The organism is Gilliamella sp. N-G2 (assembly GCF_002142215.1).
Lineage (GTDB): Bacteria > Pseudomonadota > Gammaproteobacteria > Enterobacterales > Orbaceae > Gilliamella.
Genome location: NZ_NAST01000029.1, coordinates 14403 through 30521, shown reverse-complemented (window position 1 = coordinate 30521; position 16119 = coordinate 14403). Strand labels below are relative to the sequence as shown.

Annotated in this window: 13 protein-coding genes and 1 pseudogene; 4 read left to right on the top strand and 10 right to left on the bottom strand. The window is 34.8% G+C overall.

All coding sequences use genetic code 11. The annotated features are described in order from the left end of the window. Positions 1-68: 68 nt before the first annotated feature. The 4 genes and pseudogenes from B6C99_RS11335 to dnaK all read right to left on the bottom strand — a co-directional run bounded on the left by B6C99_RS11335 (position 69) and on the right by dnaK (position 4483). Positions 69-311, bottom strand: a complete 243-nt coding sequence (locus B6C99_RS11335) for a hypothetical protein (protein WP_371265842.1) — start codon at positions 309-311, stop codon at positions 69-71. Between the two features lie 211 nt (positions 312-522). Beyond that, a pseudogene (locus B6C99_RS11330) lies at positions 523-960 on the bottom strand (MarR family winged helix-turn-helix transcriptional regulator); the annotation flags it as partial. A gap of 341 nt (positions 961-1301) precedes the next feature. Beyond that, positions 1302-2438, bottom strand: coding sequence for a molecular chaperone DnaJ (dnaJ, locus tag B6C99_RS11325; RefSeq protein WP_086359923.1), 1137 nt, complete (start codon positions 2436-2438; stop codon positions 1302-1304). A gap of 125 nt (positions 2439-2563) precedes the next feature. Then, the gene (dnaK, locus tag B6C99_RS11320; RefSeq protein ID WP_086359922.1) at positions 2564-4483 is read right to left on the bottom strand and encodes a molecular chaperone DnaK; all 1920 of its coding nucleotides are present in this window, start codon (positions 4481-4483) and stop codon (positions 2564-2566) included. A 230-nt stretch (positions 4484-4713) separates the two neighbouring features. Between dnaK and satP the strand changes: the two genes are divergently transcribed. Further along, positions 4714-5292, top strand: coding sequence for an acetate uptake transporter (satP, locus tag B6C99_RS11315; protein ID WP_086359921.1), 579 nt, complete (start codon positions 4714-4716; stop codon positions 5290-5292). 91 nt (positions 5293-5383) lie between these two features. On the opposite strand, the gene asnB is transcribed toward satP, so the two are convergent. The 6 genes from asnB to polA form a co-directional block, all read right to left on the bottom strand. After that, positions 5384-7057 carry an asparagine synthase B gene (asnB, locus tag B6C99_RS11310; protein WP_086359920.1) on the bottom strand — a complete coding sequence of 558 codons (1674 nt, stop codon included), beginning with the start codon at positions 7055-7057 and terminating at the stop codon, positions 5384-5386. A 162-nt stretch (positions 7058-7219) separates the two neighbouring features. After that, complete coding sequence (locus B6C99_RS11305) at positions 7220-7564, bottom strand: YdbL family protein (protein WP_065577938.1); 345 nt, start codon at positions 7562-7564, stop codon at positions 7220-7222. A 141-nt stretch (positions 7565-7705) separates the two neighbouring features. After that, the gene (locus tag B6C99_RS11300) at positions 7706-7891 is read right to left on the bottom strand and encodes a YnbE family lipoprotein (protein ID WP_173795303.1); all 186 of its coding nucleotides are present in this window, start codon (positions 7889-7891) and stop codon (positions 7706-7708) included. Positions 7892-7909: 18 nt separating this feature from the next. Then, positions 7910-9514 (bottom strand): YdbH domain-containing protein, encoded by a 1605-nt coding sequence (locus B6C99_RS11295; RefSeq protein WP_086359919.1) that lies wholly within the window; start codon positions 9512-9514, stop codon positions 7910-7912. A 58-nt stretch (positions 9515-9572) separates the two neighbouring features. Continuing rightward, a complete protein-coding gene (gene gltX / locus B6C99_RS11290; RefSeq protein WP_086359918.1) occupies positions 9573-11003 on the bottom strand; it encodes a glutamate--tRNA ligase in 1431 nt (476 codons plus the stop codon). A gap of 272 nt (positions 11004-11275) precedes the next feature. Further along, a complete protein-coding gene (gene polA, locus B6C99_RS11285; RefSeq protein WP_086359917.1) occupies positions 11276-14050 on the bottom strand; it encodes a DNA polymerase I in 2775 nt (924 codons plus the stop codon). Positions 14051-14254: 204 nt separating this feature from the next. Between polA and folE the strand changes: the two genes are divergently transcribed. The 3 genes from folE to ribF all read left to right on the top strand — a co-directional run bounded on the left by folE (position 14255) and on the right by ribF (position 16111). Next, on the top strand, positions 14255-14914 hold the full coding sequence (gene folE / locus B6C99_RS11280) for a GTP cyclohydrolase I FolE (protein WP_086359916.1): 660 nt from the start codon (positions 14255-14257) through the stop codon (positions 14912-14914). Between the two features lie 104 nt (positions 14915-15018). Continuing rightward, entirely contained in the window at positions 15019-15144 is a 126-nt protein-coding gene (locus tag B6C99_RS13575; RefSeq protein ID WP_256363512.1) for a hypothetical protein, read from the top strand. Positions 15145-15175: 31 nt separating this feature from the next. Beyond that, entirely contained in the window at positions 15176-16111 is a 936-nt protein-coding gene (gene ribF, locus B6C99_RS11275) for a bifunctional riboflavin kinase/FAD synthetase (RefSeq protein ID WP_086359915.1), read from the top strand. Positions 16112-16119: the final 8 nt, after the last annotated feature.

The following is a 16119-nucleotide window of genomic DNA, read 5'->3' as shown; positions in this document are numbered from 1 at the left end:
TTTTTATATATTATTAAGTGTAATTAATACAAAATTATGTTCTAGTTTTTGCTAGTTTATTATGTTTATTAATTCAGATATATCAGCTCGTTCCATATAATTAGCATTAATATAAGCAAACTGAATCTTTTATCCTGACCAATTAAATAAGTTGCTGGTATTGGCAATGTATAAATATCATCATCATTAAAATCCAATAAATTAGCACCTAAACTCTTATTTAATTCTCGCATTTTTTCAGATAATGTGAACACTAAACCAAATTGGTTAGCTATATTGTTTTTAATATCTGATAGTATCGTTATCGACATCGATTTTTCTTTTTTTAACTGTCCACTAATTGAATATTTCTGCGGTGAAATAGAAATGAAATATGCATTTTTTGCATCAATTCTAAGTTATTTTGAAAATGCTCCAATTCTTTCACACAAAACGGACACCAACTACCTCGAAAGAAAATAATGATTACCGGTTAAGTTTCCAGTAATTGGTATAAATTGATTTCATCATTATCAGTTGATATTAACAAAAGTCAGGCGAAATATCACCACATTGTAAAGCATGACTATCTAGTTTTTCACTTAGCATATCAGCTAGTAAATTATCTAACATATTTAGTACATTGGGTGGTAATTGTGCTAATAGATCTTGTCTTAATACTTTTCTGAATATAGCAACATCATTATCAGATAAGTTATTAGTGATTTTTTCGATCCAAACACTGTGTTCGTTTAACGTTTCCGTTAATAAATCCATTCCAATTGAGGTTAAACTAATAATTGAAATTCTTTTGTCATTTTCATTATTTCTCTTTGATACTAGCCCATCATTAATTAACGAGCTGACAAGCGAGGTTGTCGAAGCTTTAGTTATTCCTAATAATTTGGCAATTTCTTGCAAAGATAATTCTTGGTATTCTTTCAGTAAAACTAAAATAATTAATCTATTTTCTGAAAGATGATATTTATTAAGACGTTTAGCGCACTATATATCGATCAGATTAGCAACAGATAATAATGTAAAGCATGTTCTAATCTTTTCTAGAGCAACCGTATTTTGTTTCTTCTAAATATTGCAAAAAGATAAATAGCGATTTTCGAGCTGCATGTATTATCCTCCAAATTAGTTAGCCCGCTTACTAATTAAATATATTGAATACTAGATGACTTAATTTCAAATTTTGAATATCTAATAATAAAAGGAAAATTTAAGATAACTAAAATGAAGAATATTAAGATATCAATAGGATAAAAAAATCGAGCCTTATTCGTAAGGCTCGATTGTATAATTAACGATTTATATTATCCAAAAAACTTCTTCACTTTATCAAAGAAGCTTTTTTCTTTTGGACTATGTTTTGCATTTTTATCGGCTTTAAAACTGTCACCCAACTCTTTGAGTAACTCTTTTTGTTTGCCAGTTAAGTTTACTGGGGTTTCAACCACGACATGGCAATACAAATCACCTACTGTGCTACCGCGTAATGATTTAATACCTTTTCCACGTAATCTAAACATTCTACCGGTTTGCGTTTCTGCCGGTATGGTTAAACTAACTTTACCATTTAGGGTTGGCACTTCAACTTCACCACCAAGGGATGCTAAAACAATATTAATTGGAATTTCACAATGTAAATTAGTACCATCTCGCTCAAAAATTGCATGTGGTTTTACTTGTACCTGAACATATAAATCACCCGCTGGTGCCCCATTTAGTCCTGCTTCACCCTCACCTGAAAGTCGAATACGGTTTCCTGTATCGACCCCAGCTGGAATAGTAACGGATAACGTTTTCGTTTTTTGGATTCGTCCTTCACCACGACATTTTTTACATGGGTTTTTAACGATTTTTCCACGGCCGTGACAGGTTGGACACTCTTGCTGTACCGCAAAGAAGCCTTGACGCATTTGGACAACACCAGCACCATGACAAGTATCACAGGTAACCACATCAGATGATTTTTCAGTGCCCTGTCCATGACATACATCACAAGTTACCCATGTTGGTACTTTTATCTCTTTACTTACTCCACTTGCCGCTTCTTCTAGCGTTAAGGAAATGTTGTATTGTAAGTCATTGCCTCGTGAAGCTGTTTGACCTTGTCCTCGACCACCACCGAAGAAATCACTGAAGATATCATCAAATGCCGAACCACCACCAAAACCGCCAAAACCACCGAATCCTCCAGCGCCAGCACCACCGTGGCCTTGTTCAAAAGCTGCATGGCCATACTGATCATAAGCAGCTTTCTTTTGCGGATCAGTTAAAATTTCATAAGCTTCTTTGACTTCTTTAAATTTTGCTTCAGCTTCTGCTTTATTATCCTGATTTTTATCCGGATGATATTTCATGGCTAGGCGTTTGTAGGCTTTTTTTATCTCAGCTTCAGTGGCACTTTTACTTACGCCTAATGTTTCATAATAATCTTTCTTAGCCATAATTAACCTTTACTTTAATCATTATATAAACAACTAAACGGGCTTGAGTTACCTCGCGCCCGTTTGATGTTTTACATGTTTAAAACTCGTTGCAATAACTCATTAAAAAACATATTAATTAATGCTTATTTTTTCTCGTCATCAACTTCTTTGAAGTCGGCATCCACAACATCATCTTGTCCTGCAGAACTTCCGCTATTTGCTTGAGCTGCAGATTGATCAGCTTGAGCTTGTTGTTGTGCTAACTCAAGTAATTTTTTTGACGCTTCCATTAATGCATTAATCTTAGCTTCGATCTCTGCTTTATCTTCACCACGCGCAACATTTTCTAGATCACTTACTGCGCTTTCGATAGCGGTTTTGTCATCAGCTGATAATTGATCGCCTGCTTCAGTCACTTGTTTACGAGTTGAGTGAACAAGGTGATCAGCTTGGTTACGAATTTGAGCTAATTCTTCGAATTTACGGTCTGCATCAGCATTTGCTTCAGCATCATTTACCATTTTTTGGATCTCTTCTTCGCTTAATCCTGAAGAAGCTTTAATGGTAATGTTTTGCTCACGACCAGTATTTTTATCTTTTGCTGATACATGCAAAATACCATCAGCATCGATATCAAAGGTTACTTCGATTTGTGGCATACCACGTGGTGCAGCTTGAATACCATCAAGGTTAAATTGACCCAATGATTTATTATCACTTGCACGTTTACGTTCACCTTGTAATACATGGATAGTTACAGCTGATTGATTATCTTCAGCAGTTGAGAATACTTGACTATGTTTTGTTGGGATAGTCGTGTTTTTCTCAATCAAGGTAGTCATGACACCACCCATGGTTTCGATACCTAATGATAATGGTGTTACGTCAAGTAATAATACGTCTTTAACATCACCACCTAATACACCACCTTGTACTGCCGCACCAACAGCTACTGCTTCATCAGGGTTAACGTCTTTACGTGGTTCTTTACCAAAGAAATCTGCAACAGCTTTTTGAACCATTGGCATACGTGTTTGACCACCAACTAGGATAACATCTTTAATATCAGAAACACTAAGACCGGCATCTTTTAATGCTGTTTTAACAGGTTCCATTGAACGTTTAACTAAATCTTCAACTAATGATTCAAGTTTAGCGCGAGTCACTTTGATATTTAAGTGTTTAGGTCCAGTTGCATCAGCAGTGATATAAGGTAAGTTAATATCAGTTTGTTGAGCTGATGATAATTCGATTTTCGCTTTTTCAGCCGCTTCTTTTAAACGTTGCATTGCAAGTGGGTCATTTTTAAGATCAAATCCTTGTTCACGTTTAAATTCATCAACTAAGTAGTTAATTAAGCGTGAATCAAAGTCTTCACCACCTAAGTGAGTATCACCATTTGTTGCTAATACTTCGAATGTTTTTTCGCCATCAACATCGTCAATTTCGATAATTGAGATATCAAATGTACCACCACCAAGGTCATATACAGCAATAGTACGGTTACCCACATCTTTATCTAAACCATAAGCAAGTGCTGCTGCAGTTGGTTCGTTGATGATACGTTTTACATCTAAACCAGCAATACGACCTGCATCTTTAGTTGCTTGACGTTGTGCGTCATTAAAGTAAGCAGGAACAGTAATAACGGCTTCAGTAACTGGCTCACCAAGATAATCTTCTGCTGTTTTTTTCATTTTCTTTAATACTTCAGCAGAAATTTGTGGTGGCGCAATTTTTTGACCTTTAACATCAACCCAAGCATCGCCATTATCTGCTTTAACAATTTTATATGGCATAATACCAACATCGCGCTGTACTTCTGCATCTTCATAGCGACGACCGATTAAACGTTTAATTGCAAATAATGTATTTTGTGGATTAGTTACTGCCTGACGTTTAGCGGGTTGACCAACTAGAATTTCGCCATCTTGTGTGTAAGCAATAATCGATGGGGTTGTGCGATCACCCTCTGCGTTTTCTAATACTTTTGCTTGACCGTTATCCATTACTGCAACACATGAATTTGTTGTACCTAAGTCGATACCAATAATTTTACCCATAATCGTTTCTCCTCAAACCTGTATTTTATTCTCTGTATATAAGTCTTAAATATTCAATTTCAAGGCCTTATTTTGACAAAGATATGTATTTGTTTTCACATAGATGGGAACATTATTGTTAATATCAAGGGGGCAAATAAAAATAATTTTTTTATAGACCTTGATTCCAATAATTTCACCTCTTATTATTGCAACCCATTTTTATTATTGTGTTTAAAAATAGGAATTTTATGCAACAAACTAAACTTGCCAATCCGGGACCATTGGGGCTTATGGGATTTGGTATGACAACAATTTTATTAAATATTCATAATGCAGGATTTTTTCCAGTTATGACGGCAATCGTTTCTATGGGTATTTTTTATGGTGGATTAGCCCAAGTAATCGCAGGAATTTTAGAATTCCGTAAAGGAAATACCTTCGGAACAACAGCGTTTACTTCATACGGTTTCTTTTGGATTGCTTTAGTTGGTATTTGGTATTTACCTACTTCACCAGCAACTGCACCTACCGATGCAACCTTTTTAGGGATTTTTCTAGCACTGTGGGGTATTTTTACCGCATTTATGTTTATTGGTACATTAAAAGCTAACCGAGCATTACAATTTGTTTTTGCCAGCTTAACCATTTTATTCGCTCTATTAGCAATTGGTAATATTTCTGGTAACCATGACATTATTCATATTGCTGGTTTTGAAGGCATAATTTGTGGTGCGAGTGCAATTTATCTTGCGATGGCTGAAGTTCTAAATGAACAATTTGGTCGTACAATTCTACCTATTGGTGCAGCAAAAGGCGCTACACATTAAGTAATATCATTTTGTAAGGATAGTATTGTGAGCATAAAAAAACGGGAAATATCCCCGTTTTTTTATGTCCAATAAGAGCGATTAAAGTCGATTATTTTTTATAAGCATCATTATGTACACCAACCGCTGCGCGACCTGATGGATCATTTAGATTTTTAAATGACTCATCCCATTCGATCGCTTTAGCTGTTGAACAAGCCACTGTAGGACCACCAGGTACACAATGCGCAGCACTTTCAACTGGGAATAATTCATCAAAAATTTCACGATACATATAAGCTTCTTTTGAAGCTGGAGTATTGTATGGAAAACGGAATTTTGCATTTTCTAACTGTTGATCGGTAATTTTGCTTTCGGCAATCTCTTTTAAGGTATCGATCCAACTATAACCTACACCGTCAGAAAATTGCTCTTTTTGACGCCAAACCACGGATGCTGGTAAATAAGATTCAAATGCTTCACGAACAATGTGTTTTTCCATTTTACCGTTACTACCACACATTTTATCTTGTGGGTTAATGCGCATAGCAACATCTAAGAATTTTTTATCTAAGAATGGTACCCGAGCTTCAACACCCCAAGCAGCCATTGCTTTATTAGCTCGAGCACAGTCATACATATGCAGTGCCGCTAATTTACGCACAGTTTCTTCATGGAACTCTTTGGCATTTGGCGCTTTGTGGAAATAGAGATAACCACCAAATACCTCATCAGCACCTTCACCCGATAACACCATTTTGATACCCATTGCTTTAATTTTTCTTGCCATTAAATACATTGGGGTTGAAGCGCGAATGGTTGTGACATCGTAAGTTTCGATGTAATAAATAACATCACGAATCGCATCAATCCCTTCTTGTATTGTGAAGTTAATTTCGTGATGAACAGTACCTAAATGATCGGCAACTGCTTGGGCAGCTTTAAGATCAGGTGCACCTTTTAAACCAACCGCAAACGAGTGTAATTGTGGCCACCATGCTTCTGATTTTTCATGATCCTCAACTCGACGCGCAGAAAACTTTTTAGTAATCGCTGAGATAACTGAAGAATCAAGTCCACCAGATAATAAAACACCATAAGGAACATCAGACATAAGATGGCTTTTTACTGACTCTTCTAATGCGACACGAAGTTCATTGATATCTGTCTTATTATCTTTGACATTATCATATTCCATCCAATCGCGTTTGTAATAGGTCTTTATTTCACCCTCTGTGCTAGAAAGATAACAACCAGGAGGAAATGCTTCAATGGTTTTACAAACAGGTACCAAAGCTTTCATCTCTGAGGCAACATAAAATGTACCATTTTCATCATATCCCATATACATTGGGATAATACCAATATGATCGCGACCAATAAAATAGGTACCTTTGTTGATGTCATAAAGAATAAAAGCAAACATACCTTGTAGTTCATCAAGACAGTTAATACCTTTTTCTTGATATAAGGCTAGGATAACTTCACAGTCAGATCCTGTCTGAAATTCATAACGATCTTTGTACTGATTTCGGAGTTCTTGATGATTATAAATTTCGCCATTTACCGCTAAAACTAGGGTTTTGTCTTTATTATAAAGCGGTTGAGATCCTGTATTAACATCTACAATTGATAAACGTTCATGAGCTAAAATAGCTTTATCAGAAGCAAAAATACCAGACCAGTCAGGTCCACGATGACGTTGTAGACTTGATAGTTCTAATGCTTTTGTTCGTAGTTGTTCTGGATCTGATTTAATATCAAGAATACCTAAAATCGAACACATTGATTTTCTCCATTTAAAATCGCCAAAGCGATACTATTTACAAATAAAACTTATTTTAAATATTATTACAAGCAAAGCATAAAAATAACAGCATACACATTATTGGTTAACAATTAAAGTACAATATCATTATACTTTTTCTATTACTGTAAAAGTTGACTATTATTTTTTTAACCATTGCCCTTGTTGTTTAATATATTGACCAGCTGGTGTTTTCTCTTGTGCTTTAGTTCCTGCTCTATTTTGAACTTCCACTAATGGCACATTACTTTGAGCTGATACTTTTTGATACTCTTGTTTACGAGCCTGATTAATTAATTGAGCAATTTCGCTAGCATTACCTTCATTTTTGACCACGCCTAGGTAACCATCAGCTTGTTCACCAACCAACCCATTAGCTTTGGCTTGACTTAATTCATTAATTGCCTGATCTAAATTTAAAGCAAAAACTGGTAAAGCTAATATTATTGATAATAATGCTATCGTTGCTTTTTTATAGATATTCATAATAACCCCCTTATTAAATACATCATATTAAATTGTATTAAATATGTGTAAAATTTATTAAAAAATCATCTTATGTTCCGCAAGAGTAATTTTTTAGATTCATGACATTATTTGTAAATAACGACCGATAATAATATTAATTTAGTATAAACCTGATTTATTGATAATGTTATCTAAGGCTTTATCAACTTTAATATTAATTTCATGATCAATCTTAACATTCAAATTGATATTAATTGGTTCATTTGGCGCTTGTACCTTGACCGTTGGTGTACAGCCAATTAATACTGCGCTACACACGATAATAGTAATCATATTTTTTAGCATAATATAGCCTCTTATCTATCAAGATTTCCTTTTCAAATACGCTTCAATACGTTTTCGTATGGGTTCGTTAATCTGATCGGAAAGTTGTAAACTTATCAACAATTTTGCAATATTTTCTTCAAGATTAATATTTAAATTTACTGCTTTACCATTCTCAACATCTCGGTTACTGCCTTGGATATTTAATCCTAACTTAGCAATCTCATTAGCATAATTAACCGTACCTGATAATTTAGTATAATGAAAATTTTTAATAATATCAGTGAGAATTTTCATATTAGGATTGGCTTGTGCATAATTTTGCAATGCTGAATTTTCAAACCGCAAAAAGCCCTCATTGACCGTTACTAATTGACCATTTTTGATAATAACTTCGGTCAAAGCGGTGCCTTTTTTAGTAGAAGGCAATAAAGTAATCGGTAAAACACCATCAATCGCGCCTTCTCCAGCTAACCCCTCAGCAGGATATTTTGCAAAAATATCTTTAAGTTGTACCTTTTTTAACCTTAAATTAAATTTTTGGGGTAATTTTGCTAAATTCAATTGCCCTTTATCAAGAGAAACAGAACCAGAAAAAATAGCGGCTTGTGCTAATTGCCATTTTACAACTCCTTTATTTGGTGCAGCTAAAGATGCTGAATAACTACCAGCTAATTTTACTTTTTCAAAAATAACACCAATATTCACTTGTTGAATGGTTAATGCTGAAGTTGTAACAGTAAATTGATTATTGTTGAATAAAAGATTTATATCCCCCAAAGCGGATTTAAATTCGCTTGCCTTATATATGCCGTCAAATTTATTAATTGTTAATGATGATTTGACGTTAACTTGATTAGCTTTAAATGGAATAGGCAATGCTGCATCAAGAGTTAATTTTCCGATTAATGGTTTAATAATTAAATCATCGGAAAAATTCGCTTTTTCAATATCAACTAGTGCTTTATCGGTACTTTTTAAAGTAAATAGCTTATCGGTTAAAACACCACTGAATGGTAAAGTTAAACTACCTTTTTCAATACCAAAATACGATAAAGATGTGGTCAAAACACCATTTTCAATTTCAACCGATGAATTTGATTGATTAAATGAGATATCAGCAGCAAGCGTTGCCATATCCTGAAAATTACTGGCTAGGTTGAGTTGCAAAGTATTTTGATTTTTAACCACTGCAACTTTCAGATTAAATAATTCACTATCTTGCTGGTGTAATATTAAATGTTCAATGTTAATATTTGTTGGTAACCAGGCAATAATAGTCGAAATCAATAAAGGTTCAAAAGTAGATTGATCAAGTTGTTGTAATTGATCATCTGCAATTTTCGTTACTGCTTGTGTATTGGTAAAATCGGCTTTTTGCCAATAGATATCGATATTTTTAGCGCTCAGCTGTGACCATGATATTTTCACATCGCTGGCCGTTACTGATAATTGTGATTGCTGAGCAATATTTAGTTCAGCAAAAGATAAACCATCCCAGCCGATGTTGATACCTTGCCAGTCTATCGAAAGATTATATTCATCCTTAAGTGCTAACCAATAACGCCATCCAGATAAACTTGCTATGATTATAATCAATAATATAAGCGACGGAATCCAATAACGTTTCTTTAAGCGAGCCATAATAAACTCTCAACAAGATAAAGTGAATCGCCGAGTTATTATCGGCGATTAAATAAGATTACGCTTGAGTTTGTTCTCTGTTAGCAATAAAAGCCAATGCTTTATCTATTCTGGCTAAGGTGCGTTTTTTACCAACAGCATAAACAGTGGCATCAACTGAAGGTGATTGCCCAATTCCGGTTACAGCAACCCGAAGAGGCATACCAACTTTACCCATACCAACCTCAAGCTCTGCTGCTGTTGCTTCAATGGCATGGTGAATTTTATCGATTTGCCAATCAAAGTCAGAAATGGCTTCAATTTTAGCCTTAACCACTTCTAATGGCTCTTTGGCAACGGGGCGCAAATGCTTTTTAGCCGCATCAGCATCAAACTCAGCAAAATCTTGATAGCAATAGCTACTTGATTCAGCCATTTCTTTCAATGTTTTACAACGCTCACCAAATAATTTGACGATAGTAATCAAATCGGGGCCTTGATCTAAATCATAACCTTGTTGATTCATATGCCAAACTAAATGCTGTGCAACATAATCAGCGTCTAAATGATTAATATAATGATGATTTAACCAAAGTAGTTTTTCAGTATTAAATGCACTGGCCGACTTACTGACTGCATCTAAAGAAAAGTAACTCACCATTTCAGGCACCGAGAATATTTCTTGATCACCATGAGACCAACCGAGCCTAACTAGATAATTTAATAGTGCTTCGGGCAAATAACCATCATCACGATATTGCATAACACTTACCGCACCATGACGTTTAGATAATTTTTGCCCATCATCACCTAAAATCATCGATACGTGACCATATTCAGGTAACGGTGCACCAAGCGCTTTAAGAATATTAATTTGTCGAGGGGTATTATTAATATGATCTTCACCACGAATAACATGAGTAATTTCCATATCCCAATCGTCTACCACGACACAAAAATTGTAAGTTGGTGACCCATCAGTACGACGAATTATGAGATCATCAAGCTCTTTATTGGCAATTTCAATTGGTCCTCGAATTAAATCGTTGAAGACAACTACTCCATCAGTAGGATTAGCAAAGCGAACAACATGCGGTTCGTCATGATTATGCTGTTTTTGTACGTCATCACAACGGCAATGGCCATCATAACGAGCTTTTTCCCCATTCGCCATTTGCTGTTCACGTAATTTTTCTAATCGCTCTTTCGAACAATAGCAACGATAAGCCGTACCATTAGCTAACATTTCGTCAATCACTTGATTGTAACGATCAAAGCGTTTAGTTTGAAAATATGGGCCTTCATCCCATGATAATTTTAACCAATTCATACCTTCCATAATCGCTTCAATCGCTTCTGGCGTTGAACGCTCAAGATCGGTATCTTCAATACGTAATACGAAAGCACCTTGTGCATGGCGAGTATATAGCCAAGAATAAAGTGCTGTACGAGCACCACCCACATGTAAGTAACCGGTTGGGCTTGGTGCAAAACGGGTTTTAATTTTCATGAAATAATCCTATTAATAACAAAAAAGAACACTCAAACGTCAATTCGTTGCTCGCGCTCTTTTTTATTTTAACTCTTCTCATAAGTGAGAAAAATAATAACATTTTGTAATAAATTCAATTTAGTTGTTTATTCTAACACGCCAAAAGGTTTCGGCAAGCCATCGCTAACAGCATAAAATTAACAACTATTTTATAAAAGTATTGAGTAATTAACTATATATTTTAGTATAAAAATCAAACTATAACGTATAAGTTAATTTTAATAAAAAGATTAATGCGCTTCATCCCAATTATTACCAATACCAACATCAACTTTTAACGGTACTGAAAGTTGATAACAATTCTCCATAATTGATTTAATCAACGCATTATATTCACTCACCAACTCTTCTTTAACTTCAAACACCAGCTCATCGTGTACTTGCATCACCATTCTGATATTACCTGTCGGTTGATTTTTTATCCACTCACTCATTTTAATCATAGCGGTTTTGATGATATCTGCTGCAGTACCTTGCATTGGTGCATTAATTGCCGCACGTTCAGCGCCCCGTTTTTCAATACCATTGCCAGAAATGATTTTTGGTAAATATAATCGTCTTCCTGATAAAGTTTCCACATAGCCTTGTTGCGTTGCCAATTGGCGTGTTTCTTCCATATAAGCTTGTACACCAGGATAACGTTCAAAATAGCGATCAATATAGAATTGTGCTTCTTTACGGGGAAGATTAATTTGTTTCGATAATCCAAATGCACTCATACCATAAATCAAACCAAAATTGACTGCTTTCGCACGTCGTCTCTCTTCGGCTGTAACATCTGCCTCTGGTTTACTTAATACTTCACTCGCGGTAACCCTATGAATATCTTTATCATCAGCAAAAGCGCTAAGCAGACTTTGATCCTGTGATAAATGCGCCATAATGCGCAACTCTATTTGCGAATAATCGGCTGAAATAATCTTATAACCTTGTGGTGCAATAAATGCTTGCCGAATTCTACGTCCTTCTTCATTACGTACAGGGATATTTTGTAAATTCGGATCATTTGATGACAACCGCCCAGTTACCGTACCAATTTGATTGTAATTGGTATGAATTCGATGGTCTATTGGACTTACCATCAACGGTAATTTATCAGTATAAGTGTTTTTCAGTTTTGCTAAGCTACGATAAAACAATATTTTACGCGGTAAAACATACTGCTCAGCAAGTTCACTCAATACATCTTCACTAGTTGATGGATCGCCTTTTGGTGTCTTTTTTAAGACAGGTAATTGGTGTTTATCAAATAAAATAGCTTGAATCTGTTTTGGTGAAGAAGGATTAAATTTTTCACCTGCTAGGAAATGTAATTCGGCCTCTATTTCTAGCATTTTTTTATTTAATTCAATGGAATAATCATTTAACTGTCTAGCGTCAATTAACACCCCTGTCCTTTCCATATCGGCCAACACAATCGCCAACGGCATTTCAATATCGGTAAATAACTTACTGAGCTTTTGGTCTTTTTCCAGCTCAGGCCATAGTTTCTGATGAAGTTGCAAAGTAACATCCGCATCTTCAGCGGCATATTGCGTAGTTTTTTCAACTTCAATAGCATCGATAGTGACTTGTTTTTTATCAACCTTGGTTAAATCATTATAGGTAATAGTTTTTAGATGCAAATAACGATTCGCCATACTATCCATATCGTGTCGTTCAGTACTATTTAAGACATATGACTCCAGCATTGTATCATAAGCAATACCTTGCACATGGACACCATAATTAGCCAACACACTGTAATCAAATTTGGCATTTTGGGCGATTTTCTTAATTGCTGGGTTTTCTAATATTGGTTTTAATTTAGTTAATACATCATCTAATGGTAATTGATCTGGCACACCTAGATATTGGTGATTAATTGGAATATAAGCAGCTTGATAAGGTGCCACGCTTAGGGATATTCCAACCAATTTAGCATGAATATGATCAACACTATCCGTTTCTGTATCAAAGGCAAACTGCTGACAGTTAGCTAATTTACTGACCCAATCATCTAATTGCTCATGAGTTAATATGCATTGGTAATCTGTATCAATCTTATCTTTAACGGTATCACTTTCCTGCGAAAATAACGACAGATTATCAATGTCAGTAACCGTTAGTTTTTGTTGTTTTAAAAAATTACCCGCTATTAATTCTTTTTGCCAACGATGAAAGCCATAATAAGCAAATAATTCGACTAATTTATTTACATCAAGCTCTGTAACAAGTAGTTGTTCATTCGTAAAATCTAATGCCACATCGGTTTTAATGGTAGCTAATAGATAAGAAAGCTCTGCATCCTTTTGATTGTCTATTAATTTTTGCTTTAATGATTTAGCGCCTCGAATCGATAATTTCTCAATATCGTCTAAATGGTTATAAATATCTTTTACACTATCAAAAGCAGTTAATAAAGCCTGTGCTGTTTTTTCTCCAATTCCTGCTACTCCAGGGATATTATCGGAATTGTCACCTCTTAATGCTAAATAATCTATAATTTTTGCTGGTGGCACACCAAATTTATCCATAACACCTCGCGGATCAAGCGCCGTATTATTCATGGTATTAATCAGTGTAACTTTATCGCTGACTAATTGCGCCATATCTTTATCCCCAGTACTAATGAGTACTTGAAGATTTTCTTTTTCTGCTTGTTTGGCTAAAGTCCCGATCACATCATCAGCTTCAACACCTTCAACGCAAAGTAATGGTAAACCCATCGCTTTTAAAATGGTGTGAATGGGTTCAATTTGTGGTCGTAAATTTTCCGGCATCTCTTCACGAGTTGCTTTATATTCACTATAAATTTCATTACGAAATGATCCACCTTTAGCATCAAAAACTACCGCTATATGGGTAGGATTATATTGATTCATCAAGCTACGAATCATATTAATAACACCAAATATAGCCCCAGTTGGTTCACCATTGGCATTGGTTAAAGGCGGACAAGCAAAAAAAGCCCGATAAAGATAAGAAGATCCATCAATTAAAATAATTGGCGCATTATTTGGCATCAATAGTTACCCAAATGTTATTAGATTTAATAACTATAAGTATAACCTAATTAACAGTAATATTGTTGCTGACTCCGATAATATAGTGTAAAAATAATCCAGATAATAACGAGCTTTTATCCAATCCAATGAATGAAAATTACTGTATATCACTATATGAGTAATATATAATGTGACATCTATTTTCGCCTGAGTACTAAATAAATGACAGAATTAAGTCTTGCTGCGCAAAAAGTCAAAGAGGAATTAGCAGCTAAAAATCTTGAAACCCCATCATGTCGTTTAGCTATGGAAAATAGCGAACGGAAAGCTAAAATCGAAGCACATTTCCGAGAAATCATGAAACTCATGGAACTTGATTTGCATGATGATAGCCTCGCCGAAACGCCGCATCGAGTCGCAAAAATGTATGTTGATGAAATATTTTCCGGTCTTAATTATCATAATTTTCCAAAAATAACTCTTATTGAAAATAAAATGCAGGTTGATGAAATGATCACTGTTCGTGATATTACTTTAACCAGTGTTTGTGAGCACCATTTTGTCACCATCGATGGTAAAGCAACCGTTTCTTATATCCCCAAAGATAAAGTGATAGGTCTATCAAAAATCAATCGAATTGTTCAATTTTTTTCACAACGGCCACAAGTACAAGAAAGATTAACCCAACAAATTTTGGTTGCATTGCAAACTCTACTTGGTACAGTTAATGTTGCAGTATCAATTGATGCAACACACTTTTGTGTAAAAGCCCGAGGCATTAAAGATTCAAATAGTTTAACCACCACTACCGCGTTAGGTGGCGGATTTAAAACTAATCCAAGTACTCGACAAGAGTTTTTAAGAGCGTTAAAACACTATTAATCAATAAAATAATCCAATATAAAGTATATGTTGGATTATTTATCAGTAATCTACTAAAAACCAGTTATCGCTTATTTTATACTCACAACAGGAAAAATATAAACATGCCTGAGACTACCTCTGGCGTTTTTATATTAATCAATCACAATATTGCCGATACCGCCATAAAAAGCCCAATTGTTATTGCGTGCATCTTCAAGAAAGATTGGTATAATTGGCAGCTATTTTAGTGAAAACATAATAATTAACTAACACGCTTTAATGAAGATAATCCGCGGTATTGATAATTTAAACAATGAATTTACTCAGTGTGTACTTACATTGGGCAACTTTGATGGTGTGCACTTAGGACACCAACAATTAATAAATCATTTAATAGAACAAGGTAAAAAATTAAACTTACCCACAGCGGTTATGTTATTTGAGCCACAACCATTAGAGTTTTTCAGTAAGCGAGCACCAACTCGCTTAACTTCATTTAAAGAAAAAGTACGACTAATTGAAAAACTCGGTATCGACTATATTATTGCTGTACCCTTTACCCAAACTTTTGCCAATATGTCGGCCAATGCATTTATTCAAGACTGGTTGATTAATAAATTGAACGCTAAATATATTGTTATTGGTGATGATTTCCAATTTGGCCGAGACCGCAAAGGCGACATCAATCTGTTACAACAATATACTCAAAATAACCATTTTTCGGTTGAAAGTATGCCAACCTTTGTTTGGAATAATTTAAGAATCAGCAGTACAGCTGTTCGTGAAGCACTGTTTAATAGTGATTTTGAATTAGCTCGTTGCCTTTTAGGTCGTGATTACGCCATTCAAGGTAGAGTGGTACATGGTAACGCGTTAGCAAGACAATTAGGATTTCCAACCGCCAATATTCATTTGAATCGAAAAAAACCTGCTTTACAAGGGGTCTATTTTGTCAAAGTCAAAAACTGTTGTAGCAATCAATATTATCATGGCATTGCCAATATCGGTATTAGACCAACCATTGAAGGTAAAAAAGCAATTTTAGAGGTGAATATATTTGACTTTTCAGGTGATATTTATGGACAATATTTAGACATTACCTTTGTCTGTAAATTACGCGATGAGAAAAAATTTGACTCTCTAACAGATTTAAAACAACAAATTTCACAAGATGTTTGCACTGCGAAACAGATCAGTGCAAAATTAACCAATTAAAAAGTAGT